Annotated in this window: 20 protein-coding genes; 9 read left to right on the top strand and 11 right to left on the bottom strand. The window is 67.2% G+C overall.

Going from position 1 to position 25,772, the window contains the following annotated elements:
• The 4 genes from AB4Z32_RS22965 to rpsL all read right to left on the bottom strand — a co-directional run.
• Nucleotides 1–148: GTP-binding protein (locus AB4Z32_RS22965; protein ID WP_259170423.1), on the bottom strand; the 148-nt coding region annotated here is incomplete at its 3' end.
• Between the two features lie 104 nt (nucleotides 149–252).
• Complete coding sequence (gene fusA / locus AB4Z32_RS22960; protein WP_442124185.1) at nucleotides 253–2,358, bottom strand: elongation factor G; 2,106 nt, start codon at nucleotides 2,356–2,358, stop codon at nucleotides 253–255.
• 89 nt (nucleotides 2,359–2,447) lie between these two features.
• Entirely contained in the window at nucleotides 2,448–2,918 is a 471-nt protein-coding gene (gene rpsG, locus AB4Z32_RS22955) for a 30S ribosomal protein S7 (RefSeq protein ID WP_442124184.1), read from the bottom strand.
• 135 nt (nucleotides 2,919–3,053) lie between these two features.
• Nucleotides 3,054–3,437, bottom strand: a complete 384-nt coding sequence (gene rpsL / locus AB4Z32_RS22950; protein ID WP_036240557.1) for a 30S ribosomal protein S12 — start codon at nucleotides 3,435–3,437, stop codon at nucleotides 3,054–3,056.
• 373 nt (nucleotides 3,438–3,810) lie between these two features.
• Between rpsL and AB4Z32_RS22945 the strand changes: the two genes are divergently transcribed.
• The gene (locus tag AB4Z32_RS22945; RefSeq protein ID WP_442124183.1) at nucleotides 3,811–5,649 is read left to right on the top strand and encodes a phosphoethanolamine transferase; all 1,839 of its coding nucleotides are present in this window, start codon (nucleotides 3,811–3,813) and stop codon (nucleotides 5,647–5,649) included.
• A gap of 59 nt (nucleotides 5,650–5,708) precedes the next feature.
• Here the strand turns inward: AB4Z32_RS22945 and AB4Z32_RS22940 are convergent, their stop codons facing one another.
• Nucleotides 5,709–7,340 (bottom strand): MutS-related protein, encoded by a 1,632-nt coding sequence (locus AB4Z32_RS22940; RefSeq protein WP_442124182.1) that lies wholly within the window; start codon nucleotides 7,338–7,340, stop codon nucleotides 5,709–5,711.
• A gap of 181 nt (nucleotides 7,341–7,521) precedes the next feature.
• On the opposite strand from AB4Z32_RS22940, the gene AB4Z32_RS22935 reads away from it, so the two are divergent.
• From AB4Z32_RS22935 to AB4Z32_RS22905, 7 genes are all read left to right on the top strand, one after another.
• Entirely contained in the window at nucleotides 7,522–8,790 is a 1,269-nt protein-coding gene (locus AB4Z32_RS22935) for an efflux RND transporter periplasmic adaptor subunit (RefSeq protein WP_442124181.1), read from the top strand.
• A 19-nt stretch (nucleotides 8,791–8,809) separates the two neighbouring features.
• Entirely contained in the window at nucleotides 8,810–9,523 is a 714-nt protein-coding gene (locus tag AB4Z32_RS22930; RefSeq protein ID WP_442124180.1) for an ABC transporter ATP-binding protein, read from the top strand.
• 13 nt (nucleotides 9,524–9,536) lie between these two features.
• Nucleotides 9,537–10,847, top strand: a complete 1,311-nt coding sequence (locus AB4Z32_RS22925) for an ABC transporter permease (RefSeq protein ID WP_442124179.1) — start codon at nucleotides 9,537–9,539, stop codon at nucleotides 10,845–10,847.
• Between the two features lie 13 nt (nucleotides 10,848–10,860).
• Nucleotides 10,861–12,093: an ABC transporter permease gene (locus AB4Z32_RS22920; RefSeq protein WP_442124178.1), complete on the top strand. Its 1,233-nt coding sequence runs from the start codon at nucleotides 10,861–10,863 to the stop codon at nucleotides 12,091–12,093.
• 28 nt (nucleotides 12,094–12,121) lie between these two features.
• Nucleotides 12,122–13,465, top strand: a complete 1,344-nt coding sequence (locus tag AB4Z32_RS22915) for a sigma-54-dependent transcriptional regulator (protein ID WP_442124177.1) — start codon at nucleotides 12,122–12,124, stop codon at nucleotides 13,463–13,465.
• A gap of 7 nt (nucleotides 13,466–13,472) precedes the next feature.
• Nucleotides 13,473–14,834, top strand: a complete 1,362-nt coding sequence (locus tag AB4Z32_RS22910) for a sensor histidine kinase (RefSeq protein ID WP_442124176.1) — start codon at nucleotides 13,473–13,475, stop codon at nucleotides 14,832–14,834.
• Nucleotides 14,835–14,972: 138 nt separating this feature from the next.
• Nucleotides 14,973–15,740 (top strand): spermidine synthase, encoded by a 768-nt coding sequence (locus tag AB4Z32_RS22905; protein ID WP_442124175.1) that lies wholly within the window; start codon nucleotides 14,973–14,975, stop codon nucleotides 15,738–15,740.
• Here the strand turns inward: AB4Z32_RS22905 and AB4Z32_RS22900 are convergent.
• Entirely contained in the window at nucleotides 15,700–16,692 is a 993-nt protein-coding gene (locus tag AB4Z32_RS22900; protein WP_442124174.1) for a M48 family metalloprotease, read from the bottom strand. The two genes, AB4Z32_RS22905 and AB4Z32_RS22900, sit on opposite strands and share 41 nt — an antisense overlap.
• 187 nt (nucleotides 16,693–16,879) lie before the next feature.
• Between AB4Z32_RS22900 and AB4Z32_RS22895 the strand changes: the two genes are divergently transcribed.
• Nucleotides 16,880–19,333, top strand: a complete 2,454-nt coding sequence (locus AB4Z32_RS22895) for a TonB-dependent receptor plug domain-containing protein (protein WP_442124173.1) — start codon at nucleotides 16,880–16,882, stop codon at nucleotides 19,331–19,333.
• Here the strand turns inward: AB4Z32_RS22895 and AB4Z32_RS22890 are convergent, their stop codons facing one another.
• Genes AB4Z32_RS22890 through AB4Z32_RS22870 form a run of 5 tightly spaced genes read right to left on the bottom strand, consistent with a single transcriptional unit; the run spans nucleotide 19,334 to nucleotide 25,770 of the window.
• Complete coding sequence (locus tag AB4Z32_RS22890) at nucleotides 19,334–20,899, bottom strand: hypothetical protein (RefSeq protein WP_442124172.1); 1,566 nt, start codon at nucleotides 20,897–20,899, stop codon at nucleotides 19,334–19,336.
• Nucleotides 20,896–22,905: a DUF4175 family protein gene (locus tag AB4Z32_RS22885; RefSeq protein ID WP_442124171.1), complete on the bottom strand. Its 2,010-nt coding sequence runs from the start codon at nucleotides 22,903–22,905 to the stop codon at nucleotides 20,896–20,898. The genes AB4Z32_RS22890 and AB4Z32_RS22885 overlap by 4 nt, the downstream gene beginning before the upstream one ends.
• Nucleotides 22,889–23,872 (bottom strand): BatA domain-containing protein, encoded by a 984-nt coding sequence (locus AB4Z32_RS22880; protein ID WP_442124170.1) that lies wholly within the window; start codon nucleotides 23,870–23,872, stop codon nucleotides 22,889–22,891. The genes AB4Z32_RS22885 and AB4Z32_RS22880 overlap by 17 nt, the downstream gene beginning before the upstream one ends.
• Entirely contained in the window at nucleotides 23,869–24,774 is a 906-nt protein-coding gene (locus AB4Z32_RS22875) for a DUF58 domain-containing protein (protein WP_442124169.1), read from the bottom strand. Before AB4Z32_RS22875 ends, AB4Z32_RS22880 begins: the two co-directional genes overlap by 4 nt.
• On the bottom strand, nucleotides 24,775–25,770 hold the full coding sequence (locus tag AB4Z32_RS22870; protein ID WP_442124168.1) for an AAA family ATPase: 996 nt from the start codon (nucleotides 25,768–25,770) through the stop codon (nucleotides 24,775–24,777).
• Nucleotides 25,771–25,772 lie beyond the last annotated feature (2 nt).

Raw genomic sequence — 25,772 nt, 5'->3', positions numbered from 1 at the left:
TCTGGTCGTAGGCCTTGGCTTCGCCGCCGAATTTCTTCGACAGAACGGTTGCGATTGCAGCCGTCAGGGTGGTTTTGCCGTGGTCAACGTGACCAATGGTGCCGACGTTGACGTGCGGCTTGGTCCGTTCGAATTTACCTTTTGCCATTTTGATCTTCCTTTAAAAGAACAATATATTTTAATTTTTGTGGGACAGGGCATGGCTCATCGCCGTTGCCCTGCCCTCCACTAACTAGATTTTTCTGACTACGCTTACTTGGACTTCGCGGTCACGATGGCGTCCATCACGTGCTTCGGAGCTTCAGCATAGTGCTTGAATTCCATCGTGTAGGTCGCACGGCCCTGGGTTGCCGAACGCAGCACGGTCGAGTAACCGAACATTTCCGACAGCGGGACTTCGGCCTTGATGATCTTGCCGCCGCCGCCCGGGATTTCGTCCATGCCCTGCACCATACCGCGGCGGGACGACAGGTCGCCCATCACGGTACCGGCGTAGTCTTCCGGCGTTTCCACTTCCACCGACATCATCGGCTCGAGGATGACCGGGTTGGCTTTACGGCAAGCATCCTTGAATGCCATCGAACCAGCCATGCGGAACGCGTTTTCGTTCGAGTCCACGTCGTGGTACGAACCGAAGACCAGGGTCACCTTGACGTCGACGACCGGGTAGCCAGCCAGCACGCCGGCGGTCAGGGTCTCGCGAACACCCTTCTCGACTGCCGGGATGTATTCGCGCGGAACCACACCGCCCTTGATGGCGTCGATGAACTCGAAGCCCTTGCCCGGCTCTTGCGGTTCGACGTTCAGGACAGCGTGACCGTACTGGCCGCGGCCGCCCGACTGCTTGACGAACTTGCCTTCCACGTCGGTAACACCCTTGCGGATGGTTTCGCGGTATGCAACCTGCGGCTTGCCGACGGTCGCTTCCACGCCGAATTCACGCTTCATGCGGTCGACGATAATTTCCAGGTGCAGCTCGCCCATACCACCGATGATGGTCTGGCCCGATTCTTCGTCGGTACGCACGCGGAACGACGGGTCTTCCTGAGCCAGACGGTTCAGTGCCAGGCCCATCTTTTCCTGGTCAGCCTTGGTCTTCGGCTCGACGGCCTGCTGGATCACCGGCTCCGGGAACACCATCTTTTCGAGGATGATCGGTGCCGACGGATCGCACAGGGTTTCGCCGGTGGTCGCTTCCTTCAGGCCGACTGCAGCGGCGATGTCGCCTGCGCGGACTTCCTTGATCTCTTCGCGCTGGTTGGCGTGCATCTGCAGAATACGGCCGACGCGTTCCTTCTTGCCCTTGATCGGGTTGTAGACGGTATCGCCCGAATTGATGACGCCCGAGTACACGCGGAAGAAGATCAGCTGGCCGACGAACGGGTCGGTCATGATCTTGAATGCCAGCGCAGCAAATTTCTCGTTGTCGTCAGCCTTACGGGTGACCGGCTGGTCGTCTTCGTCGGTACCACCGACCGGCGGGATGTCGACCGGCGACGGCAGGTATTCGATGACCGCGTCCAGCATGGCCTGCACGCCCTTGTTCTTGAAGGCGGTGCCGCACATCATCGGAACGATTTCGCCGTTGATGGTACGTTGACGCAGTGCGGCCTTGATCTCGGCTTCCGACAGTTCGCCTTCTTCGAGATACTTGTTCATCAGGTCTTCGTTCGCTTCAGCAGCGGTCTCGACCAGCTTCTCGCGCCATTCGTTGGCTTGATCGACCAGCTCGGCCGGCACGTCGCGGTAGTCGAACTTCATGCCCTGCGATGCGTCGTCCCAGAAGATCGCCTTCATCTTGACCAGGTCGACCACGCCCTTGAAGTTGTCTTCGGCGCCGATCGGGATCTGCAGCGGGATCGGGTTGGCCTTCAGGCGGGCGCGCATCTGCTCGTACACCTTGAAGAAGTTCGCACCGGTACGGTCCATCTTGTTGACGAATGCCAGACGTGGGACTTTGTACTTGTTAGCCTGACGCCACACGGTTTCCGACTGCGGCTGCACGCCGCCGACTGCACAGTAGACCATGCAGGCGCCGTCCAGGACGCGCATCGAACGCTCCACCTCGATGGTGAAGTCGACGTGGCCCGGGGTATCGATGATGTTGAAGCGGTGCGGCTCGAAGTTGTTGGCCATACCCTTCCAGAAGCAGGTCGTCGCTGCCGAGGTAATGGTGATGCCGCGCTCTTGCTCCTGCTCCATCCAGTCCATGGTGGCGGCGCCGTCGTGCACTTCACCAATCTTGTGGTTCACACCCGTGTAGAACAGGATGCGCTCGGTGGTGGTGGTCTTACCGGCGTCAATGTGAGCGGAAATACCGATATTCCGGTAGCGCTCAATGGGGGTAGTGCGTGCCATAATTTTTCCTAAATCTTTGAATGGACAAAACCGGGCAACATTTTGAAATCAAAACGCGCCCGGCCTGAACAACGGATACTGCTTTGTGCTTAGAAGCGGAAGTGCGAGAACGCCTTGTTCGCTTCAGCCATGCGGTGGACTTCGTCACGGCGCTTCATTGCGCCGCCACGGCCTTCCGCGGCTTCCATCAGTTCACCACCCAGACGTTGCGGCATGGATTTCTCGCTACGCTTGTTTGCGGCTTCGCGCAACCAACGCATAGACAGAGCCATACGACGAACCGGACGAACTTCCACTGGCACCTGGTAGTTGGCGCCGCCGACGCGGCGGGACTTCACCTCGACCATCGGCTTGCAGTTGTTGATCGCGGTCGAGAACACTTCCAGCGGGTCCTTGCCCGATTTGGTCTGGATGTATTCGAACGCACCGTAGATGATGTTTTCTGCGACCGACTTCTTGCCGGACAGCATCAGAACGTTGACGAACTTGGCGACATCGGTATTGCCGAATTTCGGATCCGGCAGAATCTCGCGCTTGGGTACTTCACGACGACGTGGCATTTCAATTCCTTCCTGTCTTCAGTTGAGTGCTTAATCCGCACTCGCGAAAGGCCCTCATGACCTTTCACTTACTCGGCCTTCCGGCCGGCTCAACTTAACTATTAAATGTGACCTCGGTATGACGGGAGCGGAGAATTACTTCTTCGCAGCCTTCGCACGCTTGGCGCCGTACTTCGAACGGGCCTGCTTACGGTCTTTCACACCCTGGGTATCCAGTGCACCGCGGACCATGTGGTAACGCACACCCGGCAAGTCTTTCACACGGCCGCCGCGGATCAGGACGACGCTGTGCTCTTGCAGGTTGTGGCCTTCACCGCCGATGTACGAAATGACTTCGAAACCGTTGGTCAGGCGAACTTTGGCGACCTTACGCAGTGCCGAGTTCGGCTTCTTCGGGGTCGTCGTGTAGACACGGGTGCAAACACCGCGCTTTTGCGGGCAGTTTTCCAGTGCCGGCGACTTGCTCTTCACAACCGCGGCTTCACGCGGCTTGCGAATCAGTTGATTGATGGTTGGCATCGTTCTTAATCCAACAAAATTTGCTACTACGTTGATGACCCGGACTGTCCTACTGCCCGGGGACTGAAACCTAGTCCCGGATTGCTTCCTGTACAGGCGACGAAAGCCACTCACCAAAGGGAGCGGCCTGAATGCGTATACGATGTGCAGAATAAATTCGAGAACTCGCGAGTATAGACCCGAACCATGTCAAGGTCAACCTACTTGCAGTCCGGGCACCGCGGCAAGGGCGGAAGACGGCGAAATTGCCGGAAGAATGTCGCGCTGGCGATACATCGAGTGTACGCCGGTTTTCGATCCTTGTGCGGAGGTAATAGCGTTCCAACTAGCAAAGGCGAGATAATGACGGACTTTCTCCTCTGCCCTGGCTTCGATGCGATCCCTGCTGCGTCCGCGCAATCTGTATGTGCTGCTGAGTTACCTCGTGCTGTCGTGCATGCCCTTCGTCCCCTGGCTGTTCGGCGAGCCGGTCGCGCACCCGGGCCAGCTGGTGGGCATCGAGCTGGTCTGCTGGATCGCCGCCTGGGCTTTCTTCAAGCGCCCGGCCCGCTTCCACTGGCTGCTGCTGCCGGCCTTCCTCGGCCTGCCGATGGAGTTCTATCTGCGCGCCTTCTACGGCCAGGGCATCTCGACCCACCATCTCGGCATCATCGCCGAGACCAGCCCGGAAGAAGCGATGGAATTCCTGGGCAGCAAAGTCTGGCTGCTGGCCGCCGTCTTCATCGGCGTGCTCGCCTGGTTCGTCAGCAGCTGGATCGCGGCCTGGCGCACCCGCGACCTCGACTGGGCCGACGTCTCGCGCATCGTGGTGATGGGCGTGCTGGGCCTGGGCGTGGCGGTGTTCGGCTATGGCCATACGTTCGGCATCGCGCCGCCGCCGCTGGCCAGCGTGGCCGGCGACTCGGCCAAGGCCGCGCCCGCGAAACCCGGTGCCGAAGAGACCGCGCCGCCGCGCGCGGGCAGCCTGCCCTCTACCGGCCGCCTGCCGCCGCTCGCGCACTGGGCCCGCCTGCCGCTCGACCTGGACGCCTTCGCCCGCTCCTGGCCCTTCGGTCTGATGGCGCGCGGGCTCGACTTCTATAAAGAGCGGCGCTACCTGGCCGACCTGAACGAACGCAGCGCCCATTTCCGCTTTCACGCCCACGCCGGCCGGCCGCAGGACGAGCCGCAGCTGGTGGTGATGGTGATCGGCGAATCCTCGCGCTACGACCGCTGGAGCCTGAATGGCTATGCGCGCGAGACCAATCCGCAGCTGGCGCAGGAGTCGAACCTGGTGGTGCTGCCGGATGTGATCACCTCGGTCTCGGCGACCCGCCTGTCGGTGCCGGTGATCGTCTCGCGCAAGCCGGCGATCCAGAGCCTGAAGGACGGGTTCTCGGAAAAATCCTTCCTGTCCGCCTTCAAGGAGGCCGGCTTCAAGACCTTCTGGCTGTCGAACCAGATCTCGTTCGGCAAGTTCGACACGCCGGTATCGGTGTTCGCCAAGGAAGCCGACGTGGTCGATTTCCTGAACCTGGGCGGCTACAGCGACCAGTCGAACTACGACGAGATCCTGTTCGCCCCGCTCAGGCACGCTCTGCTCGACCCGGCGCCCAAGAAGCTGGTGGTGCTGCACACCCTGGGCAGCCACTGGAACTACAGCCGCCGCTATCCGAAGCAGTTCGACAAATGGCAGCCCTCGCTGTACGGTGTCGACAAGCCGGTCTATACCGATATCCGCCTCAAGGAACAGCTCAACAACAGTTACGACAGCTCGATCCTGTACACCGACTGGTTCCTGGCCCACGTGATCGACTCGCTGCGCGACACCGGCCTGCCGGCCTCGATGCTGTACGTGGCCGACCACGGCCAGACCCTGTACGACAACAGCTGCCGCCTGGTCTTCCACGGCCACAACACGCAATACGAATTCCACATCCCGGCCTTCGCCTGGTATTCGGACGCCTACCAGGAGCGCTATCCGGACAAGGTCGCCCAACTGCTGCAGCACCGCAAGGCGAAACTGGCGACCGAAAACATGTTCCACACCCTGCTCGACATGGGCGACGTGCGCTACCCGGACGAACGGCTCGAATGGAGCTTCGTGAATTCCGGCTTCAGGCAGCACAAGCGCTACGTCGACAGCTACGGCTGGACCGACTACGACAACGCCACCATCAAGGGCGAATGCCACGAAGTGATCGCCAAGGGCAGGCCGAAACCCCGCAGCTGACGCGCCCATCAAATCAGGATTAGTCTCCGGTTATTTCCTCAATTCGGGGTCAGAGCACATTATTTTCGATAAGCCTCTGAAAACAAAGCCGTTTTTTCCGAAAATGTGCTCTGACCCCGAATTTCCCGAATTTCCACCAGCCAGGCCGCTACCCGCTCCGCCTTCCTCTGGATATCCACGCCGAAGCCGCGCTGCGCCAGCAGGGCCACGCCATTGGTCTGTCCCAGCACGCCGGGCTCCAGGCGCAGGCCGTCGCCGTCGGTGCGCACGATGCGCCAGGGTTCCAGCCGGTGCGCCAGCAGCGGCCCGAGCACCAGGTTGTGCGAGGAGACCACGACGATGGAGCGCGCCGCCAGTTCGTCCACCACGGCCGCTGCCGCCGCCACCGACTCCTCGTGATTGGTGCCGCGGAAGATCTCGTCGACCAGGCAGATGACGGGCCGGCGCTCGCTGGCCGCCAGCAGTTCGCGGGCGCGCGCCAGCTCGGCGATGTACAGGCTCTGCCCGTCCAGCAGCGAATCCTCGTTCTGCATGCTGGCCACCACCGGCAGCGCCGGCAGCACGGCACGGCGCGCGTAACAGAAGCCGAAAGCGCGCGCGGCGACCAGGTTCAGGCCCAGCATGCGCAAGAACGTGCTCTTGCCGACGCCGTTCTGGCCGGAGATGAAGGCGCCCTTGTCCGCCAGCGACAGCGACAGCGGATTGCCGCCTTCGAGCAGCGGATGCACGCCCTCCTCCATCGCCAGCGTCCTGCCGTCGCCGCGGCCGGCCCAGCACCAGGCGCCCACGCCGCGCAGATGCCGCGCCAGCGCCACGTCGGCCTCGAGTTCCGTACACAGCCGGTAGCACTCGCGCAGGAAGGCGCGCTCGGCGGACACGATATGCGAGGTCTTGAAGTAGTGCCTGACGTTGGCCAGCATGAACCAGTCGCCATACGCCGCCGCGTCGGGGATGGCTTCCGCCACCAGGCCGCGCGACAGGCTGCGACCGATCTTCCCCGCCCGCGCGCCGCGTCCCGAAAAATCTTCCGCCAGCGCCTGCCCGCCGCCATCCAGCAACGAAACCGTCCGCAGCAGCATCCGCAGCGCCCAGGTGCTGCGGCGCCAGGTCCCCACCTGGTCGGTGTAGCGCATCTGCAGCGTCATCAGGAAGTACATCACGATACCGAAAGGGATCCAGGCCCAGGGCGTCCACAGCACCGCCGCCAGCGAGGTGGCCAGGCCGAGCGGCAGCAGCCGCACCCAGGCGAGCCAGCGCGGACGCGGCGGCGCCTGCCACTGCGGATCGAACAGCAGCCCGGCCACCTCGGTGTCCGCGCGGCGCAGCGAGCGCAGCGTCCGCTGCAGGCCGTCCAGCTGCGCCGGCTCGCGCAGCAGGCGCTCGATGCGTTCGCGCCGCGCCGCGCACTCTTCCGCCGAAGCGCCGGCGCGCAGGCGGCGGTGCAGTTCCTGGCGCCCGAAGATGCTGACTTCCCCGGACAGGCTGTCCGCATAGCGGTCGATCAGCAGGTCGCGCCAGGTCTGGTCGTCGATGGCCGCGTCGTCCGCCGCCGTCAGGCGATGCAGCCGGGCGACGTCGGTCGGCGCGAACGGATAGGCGGGCGGCTCGGTCTCGGCCGGGGCGAGCCCGCTCAGGAATTGCGTCAGCATGGGGCGCCAGGCGGAGAGGGACAGGAAGGGATTCGGGCTCATGCGCAGGAAATTGTGCCTATTGGCAAAATTTCAAGCCCTGTCCGGACCTGTCCGTAACACGGCTCGCGCGGACACGGCGGACAACGCGTCCGGGACAGCTGACCCTCTATAAATCAAGGACTTAAGAACTGGCACGGATCGTGCAATAACAGCACTGTCCAAACCCAGGAATGTCCACACCATGATTCGCGATACCTCACATCAAGACGCCGTCATCGCCCCGTCGGCCGGACACGCCATCAAGCGCCGCGCCATCTGGATCGGCGCCGCGGTCGCCGCCGCAGCGCTGTGCGCCGGCCTGTTCTCGACCTGGCGCAGCAGCGAAGCCTCGGTCAACGCAGCCCGCATCCGCGTGGCCGAGGTCACCCGCGGCACCCTGGTGCGCGATGCCTCCGTCAATGGCCGCGTGGTCGCCGCCGTCAGCCCGACCCTGTACGCCAAGGCGGCGTCCACCGTCAACCTGAAGGTCGCCGCCGGCGACACCGTCAAGAAGGGCCAGGTGCTCGCGGTGCTGGAATCGCCCGACCTGGCCGACGTGCTGAAACGCGAAGTCTCGTCTTACGAAGGCTTGAAGGCCGAAGTGGCGCGCCAGCAGATCCTGTCGCGCAAGCAGAAGCTGCTGGCGCAGAAGGAGGCCGACACCGCCGAGATCGAGCGCCTGTCGGCCCAGCGCACCCTGGAGCGCTACGAGAGCGTGGCCCAGGTCGGCGTGATCGCCAAGATCGACTACCAGAAGGCCAAGGACGCGCTGCAGTCGGCCGAGATCCGCGCCAGGCACGCGGGCCAGGCCGCGGTCCTGGAAGGCGACGACGTCCAGCTGGCCCTGAAAACCAAGATGAACGAGCTGGAACGCGCGAAGCTGTCGATGGAAGAGGCGCAGCGCCGCGTCGACGAACTGACCGTGCGCGCCCCGGTGGACGGCTTCATCGGCACCCTGAACGTGCAGAACCGGATGGTGGTGGCCGCCAACGCGCCGCTGATGACCCTGGTCGACCTGTCCAAGCTCGAAGTCGAAGTCGAGGTGCCGGAAACCTATGTGGCCGACATGGGCCTGGGCATGAACGCCGAGATCACCCTGCCGGGCGGCACCGCCACCGGCAAGCTGTCGGCGCTGTCGCCGGAAGTGGTGAAGAACATGGTATTGGCGCGCGTGCGCTTCGACGGCGAGCAGCCGAAAGGCCTGCGCCAGAGCCAGCGCGTGACCGCGCGCCTGCTGATCGAGGAAAAACCGAACGTCATGATGCTGCCGCGCGGCCCCTTCGTCGAACAGGACGGCGGACGCTACGCCTACGTGGTCCGCGACGGCATCGCCACCCGCACCCCGGTCCAGCTGGGCGCGACCAGCGTCTCGGCGGTCGAGATCCTCTCCGGTTTGAAGCAGGGCGACAAAGTGGTAGTGGCAGGCACCGATGCATTCAACAACGCGACCCGCGTCTCGATCAATCAATAATCAATCAAAGGACAAGACCATGCTGCGCATGACCAACCTCTCCAAGGTGTACCGCACCCACATGATCGAGACGCACGCCCTGCGCGGCTTCGAGATCGAAGTCAAGGAAGGCGAATTCGTCACCGTGACCGGTCCCTCGGGCTCGGGCAAGACCAGCTTCCTGAACATCGCCGGCCTGCTGGAGGAATTCACCTCGGGCGAATACGTCCTCGACGGCGTGAACGTGAAGGGCCTCGACGACAACCAGCGCTCGCGCCTGCGCAACGAGAAGCTCGGCTTCATCTTCCAGGGCTTCAACCTGATCCCCGACCTGAACCTGTACGACAACGTCGACGTGCCGCTGCGCTACCGCGGCTTCAACGCGTCCGAGCGCAAGAAGCGCATCGAGGATGCGCTGTCCAAGGTCGGCCTGGCATCGCGCATGAAGCACTACCCGGCCGAGCTGTCGGGCGGCCAGCAGCAGCGTGTGGCGATCGCACGCGCCCTGGCCGGCACCCCCAAGCTGCTGCTGGCCGACGAACCGACCGGCAACCTGGATACGGCGATGGCGCGCGGCGTGATGGAGCTGCTGGAAGAGATCAACGCCGCCGGCACCACCATCCTGATGGTGACCCACGACCCCGAGCTGGCCGTGCGCACCACCCGCAACGTCCACATCATCGACGGCCAGGTGTCCGACCTGGTGCGCCGCGGGCCGACCCTGGTCGACGCCAAAGCCACCGTGAGCGCATAAGGAGGGCGCCGCCATGTTTGCCTACTATTTCATGCTGGGCGTGCGCAGCCTGCGCCGCAACCCGGCGCTGACGGCCCTGATGGTGCTGACGCTGGCCGTCGGCGTGGCCGCCAGCGTCTCCACGCTGACCATCCTGCACGTGATGTCGGCCGACCCGATCCCGGAAAAGAGCAGCCGCCTGTTCGTGCCGCAGTTCGACAACGGCCAGGTCGCGGACTACACGCCGGGCGAGGACCCTGGCGATATGCAGATGAGCTATCCGGACGCCGCCAACCTGCTCAAGAGCGGCCAGGGCGAGCGCCGCACCGCGATGTACGGCGTGCCGGCGGCGATCGAACCGCCGCGCAAGGACATGCCGGCGTTCTCGGCCACCGGCCTGGCGCCGACCCGCGACTTCTTCGCCATGTTCAACGTACCCTTCCTGCACGGCCAGGCCTGGAGCGAGGCCGACGACGCCCGCGGCGCCGACGTCGTGGTGCTGGGCCGCGAGACCGCCGAGAAGATGTTCGGCGACGCCAGTCCGGTCGGCCAGCGCCTGATGCTGATGGGCTCCCCCTTCACCATCGTCGGCGTGACCGACACCTGGGCACCGCTGCCGCGCTACTACAAGCTGATCGGCGGTAACCGCTTCGGCACGCCGGAAGAGTTCTTCATCCCGTTCTCGACCGCGATCCGCCACGAAACCCAGCACGCCGGCAGCATGAGCTGCAACGCCAACCGCGACCCCGGCTTCGCCAGCCTGCTGGCCTCGGAATGCACCTGGATCCAGTTCTGGTTCGAGACTCGATCAAGCGGCGACCGCGTCGAGCTGCAGACCTGGATCGACAACTACGCCAAGGAACAGCGCAAGCTGGGCCGCCTGAAGCGCAACGCTCCGAACATGCTGTACAACGTGAACGAGTGGATGGAAAAGCTCAAGGTGGTCGGCAACGACAGCAAGCTGTCCGCCTGGCTGGCCTTCGGCTTCCTGGTGCTGTGCCTGGTGAACACGGTGGGCCTGCTGCTGGCCAAGTTCTCGGTGCGCGCTTCCGAGATCGGCGTCCGGCGCGCACTGGGTGCCTCGCGCAGCGAGATCTTCCACCAGTTCCTGATCGAGACCGGCGTGGTCGGCCTCGTCGGCGGCTTGCTGGGCCTGGTGCTGGCCTTCGGCGCCCTGGCCCTGATCGGCATGCAGAGCAAGGGCATGGCGAACGTCGCCCACATGGACTGGCAGATGCTGGGCCTGACCTTCGTGATGTCGGTGTCGGCGGCCATCGCCGCCGGCCTGCTGCCGACCTGGCGCGCCTGCCAGGTGACGCCGGCGATCCAACTCAAATCGCAGTAACCGGGAGACATCCATGGAAATCCGTCCCATCCTGTCCGCGCTGATGCGCAATAAAACGGGCCCGATCCTGGTGGCCCTGCAGGTCGCGCTCAGCCTGGCGATCCTGACCAACGCCATGCACATCGTGAACGATCGCCGCGCCGCGATGGCGCGTCCGTCCGGCCTGTCCGACGAACACGCGACCTTCTACATCATCGCGCGCACCCTGAACAACGACAGCGCCGAGCAGCAGCTGGCCAGCATGAAGCGCGAAGCCGACATCCTGCGCGCGGTGCCGGGCGTGGCGTCGGTGGCGAACGTGTCGCAGATGCCGCTGTCGCGCAGCGGCAGCAACAACAGCGTCGCGGTCGACCGCAAGCAGACCCGCCAGACCACCTCCACCTCGGTGTTCGTCTCGGGCGACTCGGTGATCGACACCTTCGGCCTGAAGCTGGTCGAAGGCCGCGACTTCCTGCCGCAGGAACTGGTCGACGTCAACCAGAACGAGAGCAACCAGTACCCGCATCAGGTGATCATCACCAAGCCGCTGGCCGAGAAGCTGTGGCCGGGCGCGCCGGCGGTCGGCAAGACCATGTACTTCGGCACCGGCGAAGACGCCCAGGGCGTGCAGGTGGTCGGCGTGGTCGAACGCCTGCAGGCCGCCCACGTCAACCTGGAAGAGCGCTCCGAGTATTCGACCTTGGTGCCGGCGCGCGTGTACGGCAGTCCGGGCAACCTGTACGCGATCCGCGCCGAGGCCGGCCAGCGCGACCGCGTGATGAAGGAAGCCGAGGCGGCGCTGCGCAAGTCCTCGGCCAGCCCGATGATCCTGCGCCTGAAGACCGTCGACCAGGACCGCACCGACCTGTACCGCGCCGACGCCGCCCTGTCCTGGATGCTGGTCACCGTCAGCGTGCTGCTGCTCCTGATCACCTGCTCCGGCATCGTCGGCATGGCCAGCCTGTGGGTCACCCAGCGCCGCAAGCAGATCGGCGTGCGCCGCGCGCTGGGCGCGAGGAAAATGGACATCCTGCGCTACTTCATCACCGAGAATTTCATGATCACCAGCGCCGGCGTGTTCGGCGGCGTGGCCCTGGGCCTGGGCCTGAACCATCTGCTGGTGAGCAAACTGGAGATGGCGCGCCTGCCGGGCGGCTACCTGATCGGCGGTGCGCTGGTGTTCTGGGCGCTGGGCGTGCTGGCGGCCTACGGACCGGCGTGGCGCGCGGCCAGCATTTCCCCGGCCACCGCCACCCGCAGCGTCTGAACACGATGGTATGCTAGCGCTCATGCCTATGCCTACCGTTCTGATCATTGACGACAACGCCGCCGTCGGCGTCGCCCTCGACGTGCTGTTCTCGCTGCACGACATCGCGGCGCTGCACGCGGCGTCCCCGGAGGAAGGGCTGGCGGTGCTGGCGCGCCAGCCGGTCGACCTGGTGATCCAGGACATGAACTTCACGGCCGACACCACCTCGGGCGAGGAAGGCGTGGCGCTGTTCCGCGAGATCCGCAAGCGCCATCCGGACCTGCCGGTGATCCTGCTGACGGCATGGACCCACCTGGACGCCGCGGTCGACCTGGTCAAGGCCGGCGCGGCCGATTACCTGTCCAAGCCCTGGAACGACGACCGCCTGCTGGCGACGGTAAGCAACCTGATCGAGCTGGGCCAGGCCAACCGGGCCCTCAACCAGCGCCTGCTGCGCGAACGCCGCGCGCGCCGCGAGCTGGAACAGAACTACGATTTGCGCGGACTGGTGTGGGGCGATCCGGCCCTTGAGCGCGTGCTGAGCCTGGCCTGCCAGGTGGCGCGCGCCGACGTGCCGATCCTGATCACGGGGCCGAACGGCACCGGCAAGGAACGCATCGCCGAGATCATCCAGGCCAACTCCCTGGTCCGCAACGGCCCCTTCGTGGTGCTCAACTGCGGCGCCCTGCCCTCCGAACTGATCGAGGCCGAACTGTTCGGCGCCGACGCCGGCGCCTACACCGGCGCCTCGAAAGCGCGGGAAGGAAAATTCGAGGCGGCCGACGGCGGCACCCTGTTCCTCGACGAGATCGGCAACCTGCCGCTGGCCGGGCAGATGAAACTGCTGCGCGTGCTGGAGACCGGGCGCTTCGAACGTCTCGGCTCGAACCGCGAACGCCAGGTCAGGGTGCGCGTGGTCAGCGCCACCAATGCGGACCTGCAGAGCATGATCCGTCTAGGGACCTTCCGCGAAGACCTGTTCTACCGCCTGAACGTGATCGAGCTGAAGCTGCCGCCGCTGGCCAGCCGCCCCGGCGACATCCTGCCGCTGGCGCAGTCCTTCCTCCCGCTCGGCAAGACCCTGCATCCGAGCGCCGAAGCCGCGCTGATGGCGCATGCCTGGCCGGGCAATGTGCGCGAGCTGAAGAACGTGATGGCACGTGCCAGCCTGCTGGCCAATGGCGACGTCATCAAGCCCGCCGAACTCGGCCTGCCGGGCCCCTCTGGTGCCGCCGGCAACAGTGCGGATGCGGAGCCGGACCGCGACGCCATCGTGCAGGCGCTGGCGCGCGCGGGCGGCGTGATCGCCCAGGCCGCCGCCGACCTCGGACTGTCGCGCCAGGCCCTGTACCGGCGCATGGAGCGGCTGGGCATCGCGCGCGCCGCATGAACGTCACATGAGTTCAGGCAAGCGCTTCAGGCTCTCGCTCGCCACGCGCTGGTCGGCCCTGGTCGGCACGCTGCTGGCGGTCGGGATCCTGATCGCGCTGGCCCTCGACCACCTGCTGCCCGGCCAGCCGCTGGCCGTGCTCGGGATCTGCCTGGTGTGCGTGGTGCCGATCGCCCTGATCACCATCCGCTCGCAGATCCAGCCCATCCTGTCGCTGTTCCGCGCCCTCGAAGGCACGGTGGCGAGCTACCGCGACGGCGACTTTTCCTTCAGCCTGCACTGGGGCCAGAACGACGAACTGGCCGACCTGATCAGCGCCCACAATGCCCTCGGCGAGGTGCTGCGCGAACAGCGCCTCGACCTCGTGCAGCGCGAGCTGCTGCTCGATACCATGGTGCAGAACACCCCGGTGGCCATGCTGCTGGTGACCGAGCTGGCCAACCGCGGCGAGCAGGCCGGGCTCACCGTCGTCTACGCCAACCTGGCCGCGCGCCAGCTGCTGTCCGGCGGACGCAAGCTCGAAGGACATGCGCTGAACGAGGTGCTGCAGCAGGCGGCACCGGCCCTGATCGAAGCCCTGGGGCGCGGCGGCGACGGCCTGTTCACCGCCGGCGAAGGCGAGGACGAGGAGGTCTATCACCTTGCGCGCCGCAATTTCAGCCTGAACGGCCGCAAGCACGAACTGCTGCTGCTGCGCCAGCTGACCACCGAGCTGCGCCGGCAGGAAGTGCAGACCTGGAAGAAGGTCATCCGCGTCATCAGCCATGAACTGAACAATTCCCTGGCCCCGCTGGCCTCGCTCGCGAACTCGGGCGCGGAGCTGGTGCGGCGCGGCCAGACCGAGCGCCTGCCGCAGATCCTCGAGACGATCGGCGAGCGCACGCGCCACCTGGAAAGCTTCATCCTCGGCTACGCCCGCTTCGCCAAGCTGCCGACGCCGCGCATCGAGGCCGTGCCCTGGGACGCGCTGGTGGCGCGCCTGGCCGGCCAGGTCAAGTTCCGCGTGATCGGCGAACTGCCGCCCGAACCGGCCCGGATCGACACCGCGCAAATGGAGCAGGCCCTGCTCAACCTGCTCAAGAACGCCCACGAATCGGGCTCCTGGCCGGACCACGTGGAACTGCAAATCCGCCGCGTCCAGGACGTGATCCGCATCGACGTACTCGACCGCGGTAGCGGCATGAACGACGCCGTGCTGACCAACGCCCTGGTGCCCTTCTACTCCACCAAGCGCAGCGGCACCGGCCTGGGCCTGGCGCTGGCCCGCGAAATCGCCGAAGCCCACGGCGGCCGCATCACGCTCGCCAACCGCGAAGGCGGCGGGCTGGCCGTCACCATGATCCTTCCGGTCGGTCCGGGCCCTGCCTGAAATTCGGGGTCAGAGCACATTTCCCCAGCGCCCCGGCGCGATTTGCGAACAGTTCGGCAAAACATGCGCGACGATCCTGCCATGTTCGCCTCAACTGCTAAAATAAATGTGTTCTGACCCCGAATTTTGAAAGTCTTCATGCCTGCTCAGGATCCCCGTTTTTCCCAGCCCGGCCATCCGCCCGCCACCATCACCGAATTCGAAGGCGTCCGTTCCCTTCACCTGGGTACCTCCTGGGTGCAGGGCGCGATGCGGCTCAATCGGCCGGATGCGATCGAACTCGAATACGTGCAGATGATGATGATGTGGATGCTGTTCGTGCAGCAGCCGCGCCGCATCGCGCAGCTGGGCCTGGGCAGCGCCGCGCTCACCAAGTTCTGCTACCAGAAATTCCCGGCGGCGCGGGTGGCTGCCGCCGAACTGAATCCGAACGTGATCGCGATCTGCCGCGACTATTTCGGCCTGCCGCCGAACGACGCCCGCCTGGACGTGCGCGAGATGGACGCCCTCGATTTCGTGATGGACCCGGCCAGCCACGGCACCCTCGACGTGCTGCAGGTCGACCTGTACGACGAAGAGGCGCGCGGCCCGGTGCTCGATACCCCCGAGTTCTACCAGGCCTGCGCCGACTGCCTGGTTGACGGCGGCGTGATGACCGCCAACGTGTTCGGCGACTTCATCAACTATGACAAGAACCTGCAGGCAATGGAGCTGGCCTTCGACGCCGTGGTCTGGCTGCCCGAGGTTCACGACGCCAACATCGTCGTCATCGCCTTCAAGGACGCGCCGCAGATCGATTTCGCGGTCCTGTACGAACGCGCGGCCGACATCAAGCGGCGCTACAACCTGCCGGCCAGGGACTGGGTCAACGGTCTGAAGGAGTGGATGCGGGATCGCCAGGACTGACGCTGCTCTGCTCGACACTGCTCAGCATGGCCCGTATCGCGGCGGCCTCCTGCGCTTTCCGCTGGTAGTCCTTGTAGGCCGGGATCGCCACCGCCGCCATCACGGCGATCATGACGATGGGGACGATCGCCGCGGCGCCGCCGCCGATGCCGGTACGCGGCACGAACAGGGCCAGCAGGCCCGCCAGCTTGCTGCGCGGCGGCTGGCGCAACTCGTGCCCGGCCGCCAGCGCACGCACCGCCGCCATGCGCTTGACCAGCCAGGGATAGTCGCCGACCAGCTCGTGGAAGGACATCCAGAAACCTTCGGTCTGGCCGGCCTGGTCGACGTAGGCGCGGCGGTTCATCATCCGCGCGCGCTTGCCGCCGGCGGCCAGCACGGCCAGGCCATGCTCGGCATTCTGCGGATTGTCGCAGGCGGCCAGGCCATGGCGGTCGCAGGTGTATTCGCGGGCGCGTGAATAGGCCGGGCCGATCAGCGGCAGCGCCGAGGCCGGCATCAGGATCGTCGCCCAGTGCAGGTGCTTGCGCTTGATGTGGCCGATCTCGTGGCCGATATAGAAATTCAGCGCGTCCGGATTGTCCGCCAGGCCGTCGACCACGTCCGAGTACAGCACAAGAAAATGGCGGCCGAGGAAGCGGGTGGCGAAGGCGTTGAGCATGCCGCCCATCTGCATCAGGTAGGCCTGCGGCTCCTCGTCCAGGCCCAGCTTGCGGCAGCAGGCCGAGATCTGCTGCTTCAGGTCTGGAAATTGTTCTTCGGTGATGCGTACCCCATTGCCCTTGATGTAGGAAATCAGGGCGGACTGCGCGACGCAATAGAAAAGGAAGCCGAACAGCAGATAGACCAGCGCCAGTCCGAAGGTAATGAGCAGAAGCACGCCCCAGACCAGCAGGGACCAGACCAGCATCAGGCGAAACAGCCGCTCTTCGTTACGATATACCAGGTTCATGATTGCCCACCCTTCTTGTCGTTAAGAAAGAGGCACATTCAAGGCCAGTTTTCGCCCCGGCGATATGAGCTTGTTGTACCTTTCTCACGGTTCTGCCACAGGACAGACATGGAGTTGCGCACGATCAACGGCGCTCCGCATTCCCCCAAGCAAGATGAGCTGTCAACCAGACTCATCAGAGGGGAATATGACCAAGCAACGCCATCGCAGTTTGCTCGCCTCCGCCATCCTGGCCGCCATCCCTCCCGCCGGGGCCCAGCAAGCCTCCGCAAGCGGGGACGCCACCGCCACCGTGGTCGTGATCGGCTCGCGCACCAATGCCAAGAGCGCGCTCGACACCGCGGTCCCGGTCGGCCTGATCGACCAGAAGGACCTGCAGTCGGCCGGCACGCCGGAGCTTGGCAAGGTGCTGCAGGAGCTGGACCCCTCGTTCAACTTCACCACCACCTTCATCAGCGACGGCACCGACATCATCCGGCCCGCCACCCTGCGCGGCCTGGGCCCGGACCAGTTGCTGGTGCTGGTCAACGGCAAGCGGCGACACCAGCAGGCCCTGGTCAACGTCCAGCAGACCATCGGCCGCGGCTCGGCCGGCACCGACATCAATGCGATCCCGCTGTCGGCGATCCAGCGCATCGAGGTGCTGCGCGACGGTGCCGCCGCCCAGTACGGCTCGGACGCGATCGCCGGCGTGATCAATATCGTGCTCAAGCAGGGCCCGGGCGGCCAGCTGAGCGTTGCCGGCGGCACCACCTCGAAAGGCGACGGCGACACCATCGGCGTCGGCGAAAGCCACGGCTGGGCGCTGGGGTCCTCGGGCGGCTACCTGAACCTTGCCGTCGAGAGCCGGCGCCGCGGCGAGACCAATCGCGCCGGTCTGGACACCCTGCGCGTGAATCCGCCGCGCGTGACCCAGCGCATCGGCGATTCGCTGGCCAGGGATGCCTATCTGTGGACCAATGCCATGCTGCCGGTCGGTAGCAGCGACGGCGAACTGTATGCCTTCGGCGGCGTCTCGCGCCGCACTGGCGACGCCGCCGGCTTCTTCCGGCCGAAGGAAGATGGACGCAACGTCCCCGCGGTCTACCCGAACGGCTTCCTGCCGAACATCCTGACCAGGGTCAGCGACGCCTCGCTGGCGGTCGGCTTCCGCCGCGGCCTCGGCGCCGGCTGGAACCTCGACGCCAGCGTCAACCACGGCCGCAGCGAGCTCGCCTTCCACGAACGGAACTCGATCAACGTCAGCTACTGGTACGAACCGAAATGCAGCTGCGCCGACTTCAACGAGTCGCCGCTCGAAGCCGATACCGGCAAGCTGCGCTTCACCCAGACTACCGTCAACCTCGACCTGCGCGGCCCGCTGACCTTGGCGGGCATGGCGCTGCAGCTGGCCGCCGGCCTCGAATACCGGCGCGACGGCTACCAGATCGTGGCCGGCGATCCGGTGTCCTACCAGTACGGCCGCACCAACAACCCGGCGATCCGCATCCTCGACCAGACCGGCCATCTGGCGGCGGCCGGCATCCAGGGCTTCCCCGGCTATACCCCGGCGACCGAAGTGAACGAGGCGCGCCACAACAGCGCGATCTACCTCGATGCCGAACACAGGTTCGCGCTGCCGCTCACGCTGGCGGCCGCGCTGCGCCATGAGCGGTATTCCGACTTCGGCGGCACCACCACCGGCAAGCTGGCGCTGCGCTACGATCCGAGCCGCCAGCTCGGCCTGCGCGCCAGCGTCTCGACCGGCTTCCGTGCGCCCGGCGTGCAGCAGAAGTTCTACAGCTCGGTCTCGACCAACCTGAACGGCGCCGGCGTGCTGACCGAGACCCTCACCGCGCGCGAGGGCAGTCCGGTGACTCGCGCGCTGGGCATCGCGCCGCTGAAGGAAGAAACCTCGCGCAGCGCCAGCGCCGGCCTGGTGCTGCGCCCCGCTCCCGGCTTCTCGTTCACCGCCGACGCCTGGCGCACCCGCATCGCCGACCGCATTGTCTTCTCCAGCACCATCTCGCCCGAGAGCGGCCCCTGCCGGACTGCCTCCGCCTGCCCGATCAAGGCGGTGCTGGATCCGCTGCGCGTCGGCCAGGCCCAGTTCTTCACGAATGCGATCGGCACGACCACGCGCGGCCTCGACCTGATCGCCGAGCGCACCCTGCGCGGATTCGCCGACGGCACCCTGGTGCTGTCCGGCCAGCTCGGCTTCAATCGTACCTCCGTCGACTCGCGCAAGTCCTCGTCGAAGGTATTGACCGGCACCCAGTTGTTCGACGACGCCCAGGTCACGCTGATCGAACGCGGCCAGCCGCGCCGGCACCACGTGGTGGTGGCCGACTTCACGAGCGGACCGTGGAACCTGAACGCGCGCGCCAACTACTACGGCGAAGTGGCCGGCCAGGGCTTCACCGCACCCTATGTGCAGACCTGGGACGCGAAATGGCTGCTGGACCTGAGCGGGCGCTACGCCTTCAGCAAGGCCCTGGCCCTGAGCGTCGGTGTGAACAATGTGTTCGACACCTACCCGAGCCGCTGGGACCCGGTCAAGGCCGCCCCCTTCCCTCAGATGGGTTTCACCTATTGCTGGGAGACCTGCCCGTTCGGGATCAACGGGCGCTCGCTGTACGCCAGGGCCGACTACAACTTCTGATCAGCGCCGTTCGCGCCACCACAGGCCCAGCATGGCCAGCGCGAACACCAGGCCGAAAGGCCAGGCCGGCAGCGTGCGCAATGGCTTGCCTGTCGACTGCGCGCCCGTTGCCGGCGCCGGCGTACGGGCCGCATAGCGCGCGGTGGCCTCGCGGCGCTGGGCGCGCTGCCACAGCGTCCAGTCGCGCTCCGCGTACACATACACCGCGTTCTCCAGCGCGCGGCCGCCCTGCGCCTGCGCCGTCATGCCCAGCCAGCCGGGCTGCTTCGGCCACACCGCCACGCAGGCGGCGTCGACGCGCTCCAGGCGGCGCTGCCAGGGCAGCGTGAGCGCCAGCGCCGGAAAGTCCAGCGACGCCGACTTCGCCAGGGCCTCGCCCCGTGCGCACACTTCCAGGCGCCGCTCCGGCAGCGGCAGCTCGCCCGGGTCCAGCCAGGCCAGGTCATCGTCACGCCGCACGCGCAGGCGGTCGAGCACGTCCTGCCACCACAGCGCCAGCGCGCGCGGCTCCTCGATCGCGTGACGGTGCCAGCCGCCCACGCCCAGCCAGGCGATACGGCCCTTGTGCCAGTCGCGGGTCCAGAGGCCGTCCTCGCCCTGCCACTCGGCGGCGCGCCCAATGGCCGGATTCAGGCCGCCCGAGGTCATCGGCAAACGGGCGCCGATGCTGCGGTCGGCCGGCTGCGGCGCCAGGCGCAGGCCGATGCCGCGCGACCAGACGCCGGCGTCGTTCGCATTCGCACCCAGCACCAGCAGCGGCGCGCCCTCGGCAACCCGCGCCAGCAAGGCCGCGCGGCCGGCTTCTCCGGCGCGTTCGAACCAGGCGGCGTCGACGATCTCGAGATCGGGCGCCTTCATCCCGGTGCGCGCGCTTTCGCTGCGGCGCAGGTTCTTGCCCAGCTCGACCTGCCAGTCGATCACGGCATTGCTGGCGGCCAGCAGGTCGTCCAGGGTGCGCAGGTCGAAGGATGGCGCGCCGAAACGTCCGCGCACCTGCAGCGGCGCCGGCTCCGTCACGGTGACCGGCACCGGTCCCTGGTCGACCGTCTTGCCGTTCGCATCCAGCAGACGCGCGCTCAGGACCAGGCGCTCGGCCAGCGGCGGCAGCCACTGCACGGACAGCACGCCCTCGCCCTTGCTCTCGGCCAGCACCTCGCCGTTCTCGGCCAGCAGCTGCAGCCGGCCCGGTCCCTGCCAGGAGCGCTCCAGGCGCAGCGTGAAGATGCGGCCCAGCGCGATCGTGCGCGGGAAGTCGAGGCGGACGGTGGGCGTGGCCGGCACGCTCCAGGCGAGCGGCCGCGCCGGCAGGTCTTCCCATTCGGCGGCGCGCAGGCCGTCGCCTTCCAGCTTCAGGCTGCGCACGCCCTCCAGCGAGGCCGGCGGCTCGGACGCGGACAAGGCCAGCGTGCTGCCCGCCTCGCCGGGCAGCGCGAAGCTGCCGACCGTGGCGGCCAGCGCGACACCTGCCACGGCGGCCAGTACGGCATCGATCCAGCGTCGCCGTGCGGCGTAAATGAAGGCGCCGGCCAGCCCGAGCACGAGAGCGGCAATGCTCATCCAGTTCATCGCACACCTCCCCGCGCGGCGCGCTCGAACGGCGTCTCGACCTTCGGCGTGGCCTGCAGCCTTACCTTCGCCTCATGCACGGCGCCGCGCAGCCAGGCGCGCAGCACCGGGCGGCAGGCCAGGCAGCCGTCGGCCACGTCCTGGATCGCGCGCTGGGCGGCCAGGCGCTGCTCGTCGGCGGCGATGCGCTCGCGCACCCAGTCGTGGGCGGTGCGGGTCCACAGGCTTGGGAGCGGACCGTCGCCGGCCAGCGCCCGCACCAGCTCGCGCAGCTCGGCCGGCACGCCATCGGGCGCCCCCGACTGTTCGCGTTTGCTGCTGGCGGCGCCCGCCATGTCGCCCGTCATGCGCTTGTCCTCCTTGATCGGCGGCGGCGCGAACGCCGTCTTGTGCAGGTAGATGCGTTCGGACTGCTGCAATTCCTTGATCGCGTCGAGCGCCTTGTGTTCCGGCGGCAGCGCCGTCTTCGGGGTGATGGCGCGCAGCGCGTTCTCGGCATCCCACATCGCGGACAGCGCGCGCCGCAGGATCTTCTTGGTCGCCTCGTCGAACAGAGTCGCGTTCTCGGCCTGGTCGTGGGCGTGGCCGAACTCGTGCAGCACGTCCTGCGGCTTGCCATGGCCGCTGCCGTGCTCACTGCCGTGATCATCGTCGTGATCGTCCTTGCCGAACAGGGTCGACTCCTCGCCCAGGAACTGGCCGTAGCGGCGCCGCAGCGCGCCCTGGTCGGCGGCGATGGTCTCGCTGCGCTCGCGCACGGTGGCGGCGTCGATTTTCTTGACGCGCATGTCGGCAATCAGCTGTTCGGTGTCGATGATGATCTGGCGCTGGCTGCGCAGGCTCTCCGGCTTGACCATCACCGGCAGCGCCGAGACGTCCTGGTCCTCGTCCTGCGGCGGCGCCGGCAGGCGCAGCGTGTAGGTCGGCGACTGCACGGTATGCGGCCTGGCCGCGTTGTCGGTGGCGCGGACGAAAAAGTAGAGCTCGTCGCCGGGTTCCATGCCAAGTTCGCTCAGGGCCCAGTGCTTGCTCCAGTCGCGCCGGCGGGGATCGGGCCCTGGCGGAATCGGCAGCTCGCGGTCGCTGAAGCGGATGTTTTCGCCGCTGCCGCGCGCCAGGGTCAGGTGCAGGGTGGCCTGCTTCACCTGGTAGTCGTCGCGCACCGATACCGCCATCGCCGCCTGGCTGGCGTCGCGCGCCAGTTCCTTGATGATCTCGTTCGGCTGGGTCACCACGATTTCCGGCGCCTGGTCCGGCAGCACCTTCAGCGTGTAGCGGGCGCCGCGCCAGCGCCAGAAGATGGATTCGGTGGCGGTCCAGCGCGCGCATTCCGCCCCCAGCTGCAGGGCCTGGCCATCGCTCAGCTCGATGGTCTCGAGCACGCCGGCCGCGGGCTGCTTCAGGCACCACTCGACCACGGTCTGTTCCGGCGCCTGCAGGTCGCGCGGGGCCGAGCTCGATGTCTCCACGCCCGTGTAGCGCGGCGGCGTGAGTTTCACGATCAAGGCGGCGGCGGCCGGCGCGGCGGCGCCGGCTTGCGCACCCGGCAGACCGGCGGCGGCAGGTTGGACGCCTTGCGGCAGGAAGCTTGCACCCCAGGCCAGTGCCGCCAGCGCCAGGCTGCCAGCCAGCCAGGGCAAGCCGAACGATACGTGCTCGCGCACGATGGCGCGGATGCGCGCAGCCGTCAGGCTGGCCTCGATGCGGCCCAGCAGGCGCTGGCGCTGCAGTTGCGCCACCGGCGAATCGGCATGCAGCAGCAGCGCGGCGCTGTCTTCCATTTCCGGCAGCGCGCCGTCCAGCCAGGCGACCCAGCCGTGGGCAACGCGGCGCTGCAGCCGCAGGCCATCCCAGGCGCAGAACGCCGACCAGGCCAGCAGGCCGGGGCCGGAGCGCAGCAGCAGCCAGGGCAGCGCACCCGCGATCCACAGGCCGGCGCGGCGCAGCAGGGCGGCGCGCCAGATCGGACCGATCAGGCGCGCGAAGATGTCAGCGCCGGCGGACATGGGTCACCATCCTCTCCAGGGCGAACAGGACCAGCAGCGCCGCGGCCAGCATGTCGCGCAGGGCGCCGCCGGCCGGGCCGGCCGGCGCGCGCGCATCGACGGCGGGCGCCTGGGCCGGGGCGGTGTACGACCGGACGCCGACATGCAGGCGCTGCCAGGTCTCGAACATGGTGCGCGCGGCGGCGGCGTCCCGCGGCGGCAGCCAGGCCGCGCTCCACAGGCGCCCGCGCCGGCTGTCCAGGTAATGCAGGCCGTCGGCCTGCGGCGCCTTGTCCAGTTCGGGGAAGGCTGCGGTGTCCGCCACCCACCACAGCGGCGCGCGCAAGCCGGCCGGCGGCGGCTCCGGCAAGTCCCAGATCACCAGTCCGGTTCCGGGGCCTGCCTGCTCGTCGATCACGTAGCGCTGCGCGCTGCCGAGCGCACCGAACAGCGTGCGCCATTCGTCCGCGCGGCGGCTGTACACGGCCACGTGCCGTTCGAGCGGCGCCACCGGCGTGGCCTGGGAACGCACCGTGAGCGGGTGGCGCAGGCGCGGCAGCGCGGCCGGCATCGCCACGTCGCCGACCAGCAGCAGGCGCGCCTGCGGCTTGAATTCGCGCTCGTGCTCGTGCAGCCAGCGGTAACCCTCGCGTCCGGGCAAGTCGATGCGGCGCGCATCCGCCAGGCCTGCCGCGCGCGCCTGCCGGTCGACGAAGGCCGGATCGGCGCCGGGCACCACCAGCACGCTGTCGCCGCGCCAGGGCAGCACGGGGTCGGCCAGCAGCGCAATCAAGGCCAGCAGCAACAGGCAGCGCAGGATCAGGAGCAGCACCTCTTCCCAGCGCCACACGCGCAGTTGCACCGGCTTCGAGACCGGCAGGAAGCGCGCCGTCGCCAGCGGCAGCGCACGCGTCTGTTCGCGCTTCTGCCGGTGCCACAGGATCGGCAGCAGCAGTACCGGCAGCGCCCACCACCAGAGGCTGTTCATGCGCGTCCTCCCCGCGCATTCAGCTTAGCCTGCAGCCATGCGCGCAAGACCTCGCCCGGCGCGCGCTCGATCGGCGCCGCCACATAGGGGATGTCGTGCGAGCGGCACTGCTGGGCGACCATGGCGAAGTGGTCGTCGCGCCGGCGCGCATAGCCGTCCCGTACCTCGGATCCGAAGCGGAACAGCTTGCCGTCCCCTTCCGGGTCGCGCCAGGCCTGGCGGGTATCGAAGCTTGCCGCGATCTCGGCCTCGGTCTGCAGGCACAGCGCCCGCACATCGTGGCGCATGCTGCGCAGGCGGACCATCGCCTCCGACAGCGGCGAAGGCCATTCCAGGAAATCGCCGGCCACGCAGACCACGCTGGGCGAGCGCGCGAAATGCAGGCTGGCGCGCAGCACTTCGCTGCCGGGCAGCCTGCCGGCGGCATCCGTGCGCTCCAGCTGGGACAGCACGCGCTGCAGCTGGCGCGGCCCGCGCGCGGCCGGGGTGAAGTGGGCGCGCTCGCCCTGGCAGACGACCAGGCCGAACGCATCGCCCTGGCGCTGCGCGATCGCGCCCACGCAGCCCAGCAGCAGGCGTGCATAGCCCAGCTTATCCAGTCCCTCGATGCTGCGGCTCGGCTCCAGCATCGAGGCGGTGGCGTCCAGCACCAGCCAGACGGCGACGTGGCTGTCGCGCTCGGCCTCGCGCACATAATACCGGTCGACGCGCGCCATCAGCTTCCAGTCGACGCGGCGCCACTCGTCCCCCGGCGCATAGGCCCGGTACTCGGAGAACTCGACGCCGGCGCCGCGCTCGCGCCCGGCGTGGATGCCGTGCCCGAGCCCCGCCAGCACGTGACGGATCGCGAGATCGAGCTTGCCCGTGTGCGCCGCCAGCGCGGCGCTCGCCAATCCAGCCACTTAGTCGATCCGTACTTCGTTGGGCAGCGCCGCCAGCACGTCGGCGATCAGGATGCCGTCCGCTTCCGCCTCGAAATTGCGCAGCACGCGGTGGGCCAGCACCGGCAGCAGCATGGCCCCGATGTCTTCGCGGGTGACCGCCAGGCGGCCGTGCATCAAGGCGCGCGCCTTCGATGCCAGTACCAGCGCCTGGCCGGCGCGCGGACCGGCACCCCAGCCGATGTGCTTGCGGATCGCCTCGACCGGCGACTCCGCCGGACGGGTCGCGCGCACCAGCCGGGTCGCGTAGCGCAGCATGGGATCGGCGATTTCGATGTCGCGCACCAGTTGCTGCAGACGCAGCAGGGTTTCCAGCGTCATCGCGGGCTCGGCGTCGCGCAGGCCGGCGTGCGTTGTGGCGCCGACCATCGCGATCTCCTCAATCTCGGTCGGGTAGCCGACGTCGATGCGCAACAGGAAGCGGTCGAGCTGGGCTTCCGGCAGCGGATAGGTGCCGGCCTGCTCGATCGGGTTCTGGGTCGCCAGCACGAAGAAGGGTTTCGGCAGCTTGTGCGTCTGGCCGGCGAAGGTGACGGAGCGTTCCTGCATCGCTTCCAGCAGGGCCGACTGGGTCTTCGGCGGTGCGCGGTTGATCTCGTCGGCCAGCAGCACCTGGGTGAACACGGGTCCCTGCTGGAAACGGAACACGCGCTGGCGCGTGGCCTGGTCTTCTTCGAGGATCTCGGTGCCGACGATATCCGACGGCATCAGGTCGGGCGTGAACTGCACGCGCCGGAACTGCATGTCGGTGGCCTGGGCCAGCGATTTGACGAGCAGGGTCTTGCCGAGGCCCGGCACGCCCTCGACCAGCGCGTGGCCGCCGGCCAGCAGGCAGGTCACCAGCAGCTCGATCACGTCCTTCTGGCCGATGATCACCTGCCCCATGCTCCGTTTCAGGTCGTCGACTTTCGCGACCAGATCCGCGATCTCGTTCTCAGTCCATGCAGCTTCAGCCACTT

The organism is Massilia sp. 2TAF26 (assembly GCF_052115005.1).
In the GTDB taxonomy this organism is placed as follows: Bacteria; Pseudomonadota; Gammaproteobacteria; order Burkholderiales; family Burkholderiaceae_D; genus Telluria.
The sequence above is the reverse complement of the archived record's forward strand: the minus strand, read 5'-3'. Positions and strand labels throughout refer to the sequence as shown.

Bases quoted from the DNA above. Each gene is read 5' to 3' on its own strand.
- fusA (WP_442124185.1), bottom strand. From the start codon at position 2,358: ATGGCACGCACTACCCCCATTGAGCGCTACCGGAATATCGGTATTTCC.
- rpsG (WP_442124184.1), bottom strand. From the start codon at position 2,918: ATGCCACGTCGTCGTGAAGTACCCAAGCGCGAGATTCTGCCGGATCCG.
- rpsL (WP_036240557.1), bottom strand. From the start codon at position 3,437: ATGCCAACCATCAATCAACTGATTCGCAAGCCGCGTGAAGCCGCGGTT.
- AB4Z32_RS22945 (WP_442124183.1), top strand. From the start codon at position 3,811: ATGCGATCCCTGCTGCGTCCGCGCAATCTGTATGTGCTGCTGAGTTAC.
- AB4Z32_RS22940 (WP_442124182.1), bottom strand. From the start codon at position 7,340: ATGAGCCCGAATCCCTTCCTGTCCCTCTCCGCCTGGCGCCCCATGCTG.
- AB4Z32_RS22935 (WP_442124181.1), top strand. From the start codon at position 7,522: ATGATTCGCGATACCTCACATCAAGACGCCGTCATCGCCCCGTCGGCC.
- AB4Z32_RS22930 (WP_442124180.1), top strand. From the start codon at position 8,810: ATGCTGCGCATGACCAACCTCTCCAAGGTGTACCGCACCCACATGATC.
- AB4Z32_RS22925 (WP_442124179.1), top strand. From the start codon at position 9,537: ATGTTTGCCTACTATTTCATGCTGGGCGTGCGCAGCCTGCGCCGCAAC.
- AB4Z32_RS22920 (WP_442124178.1), top strand. From the start codon at position 10,861: ATGGAAATCCGTCCCATCCTGTCCGCGCTGATGCGCAATAAAACGGGC.
- AB4Z32_RS22915 (WP_442124177.1), top strand. From the start codon at position 12,122: ATGCCTACCGTTCTGATCATTGACGACAACGCCGCCGTCGGCGTCGCC.
- AB4Z32_RS22910 (WP_442124176.1), top strand. From the start codon at position 13,473: ATGAGTTCAGGCAAGCGCTTCAGGCTCTCGCTCGCCACGCGCTGGTCG.
- AB4Z32_RS22905 (WP_442124175.1), top strand. From the start codon at position 14,973: ATGCCTGCTCAGGATCCCCGTTTTTCCCAGCCCGGCCATCCGCCCGCC.
- AB4Z32_RS22900 (WP_442124174.1), bottom strand. From the start codon at position 16,692: ATGAACCTGGTATATCGTAACGAAGAGCGGCTGTTTCGCCTGATGCTG.
- AB4Z32_RS22895 (WP_442124173.1), top strand. From the start codon at position 16,880: ATGACCAAGCAACGCCATCGCAGTTTGCTCGCCTCCGCCATCCTGGCC.
- AB4Z32_RS22890 (WP_442124172.1), bottom strand. From the start codon at position 20,899: ATGAACTGGATGAGCATTGCCGCTCTCGTGCTCGGGCTGGCCGGCGCC.
- AB4Z32_RS22885 (WP_442124171.1), bottom strand. From the start codon at position 22,905: ATGTCCGCCGGCGCTGACATCTTCGCGCGCCTGATCGGTCCGATCTGG.
- AB4Z32_RS22880 (WP_442124170.1), bottom strand. From the start codon at position 23,872: ATGAACAGCCTCTGGTGGTGGGCGCTGCCGGTACTGCTGCTGCCGATC.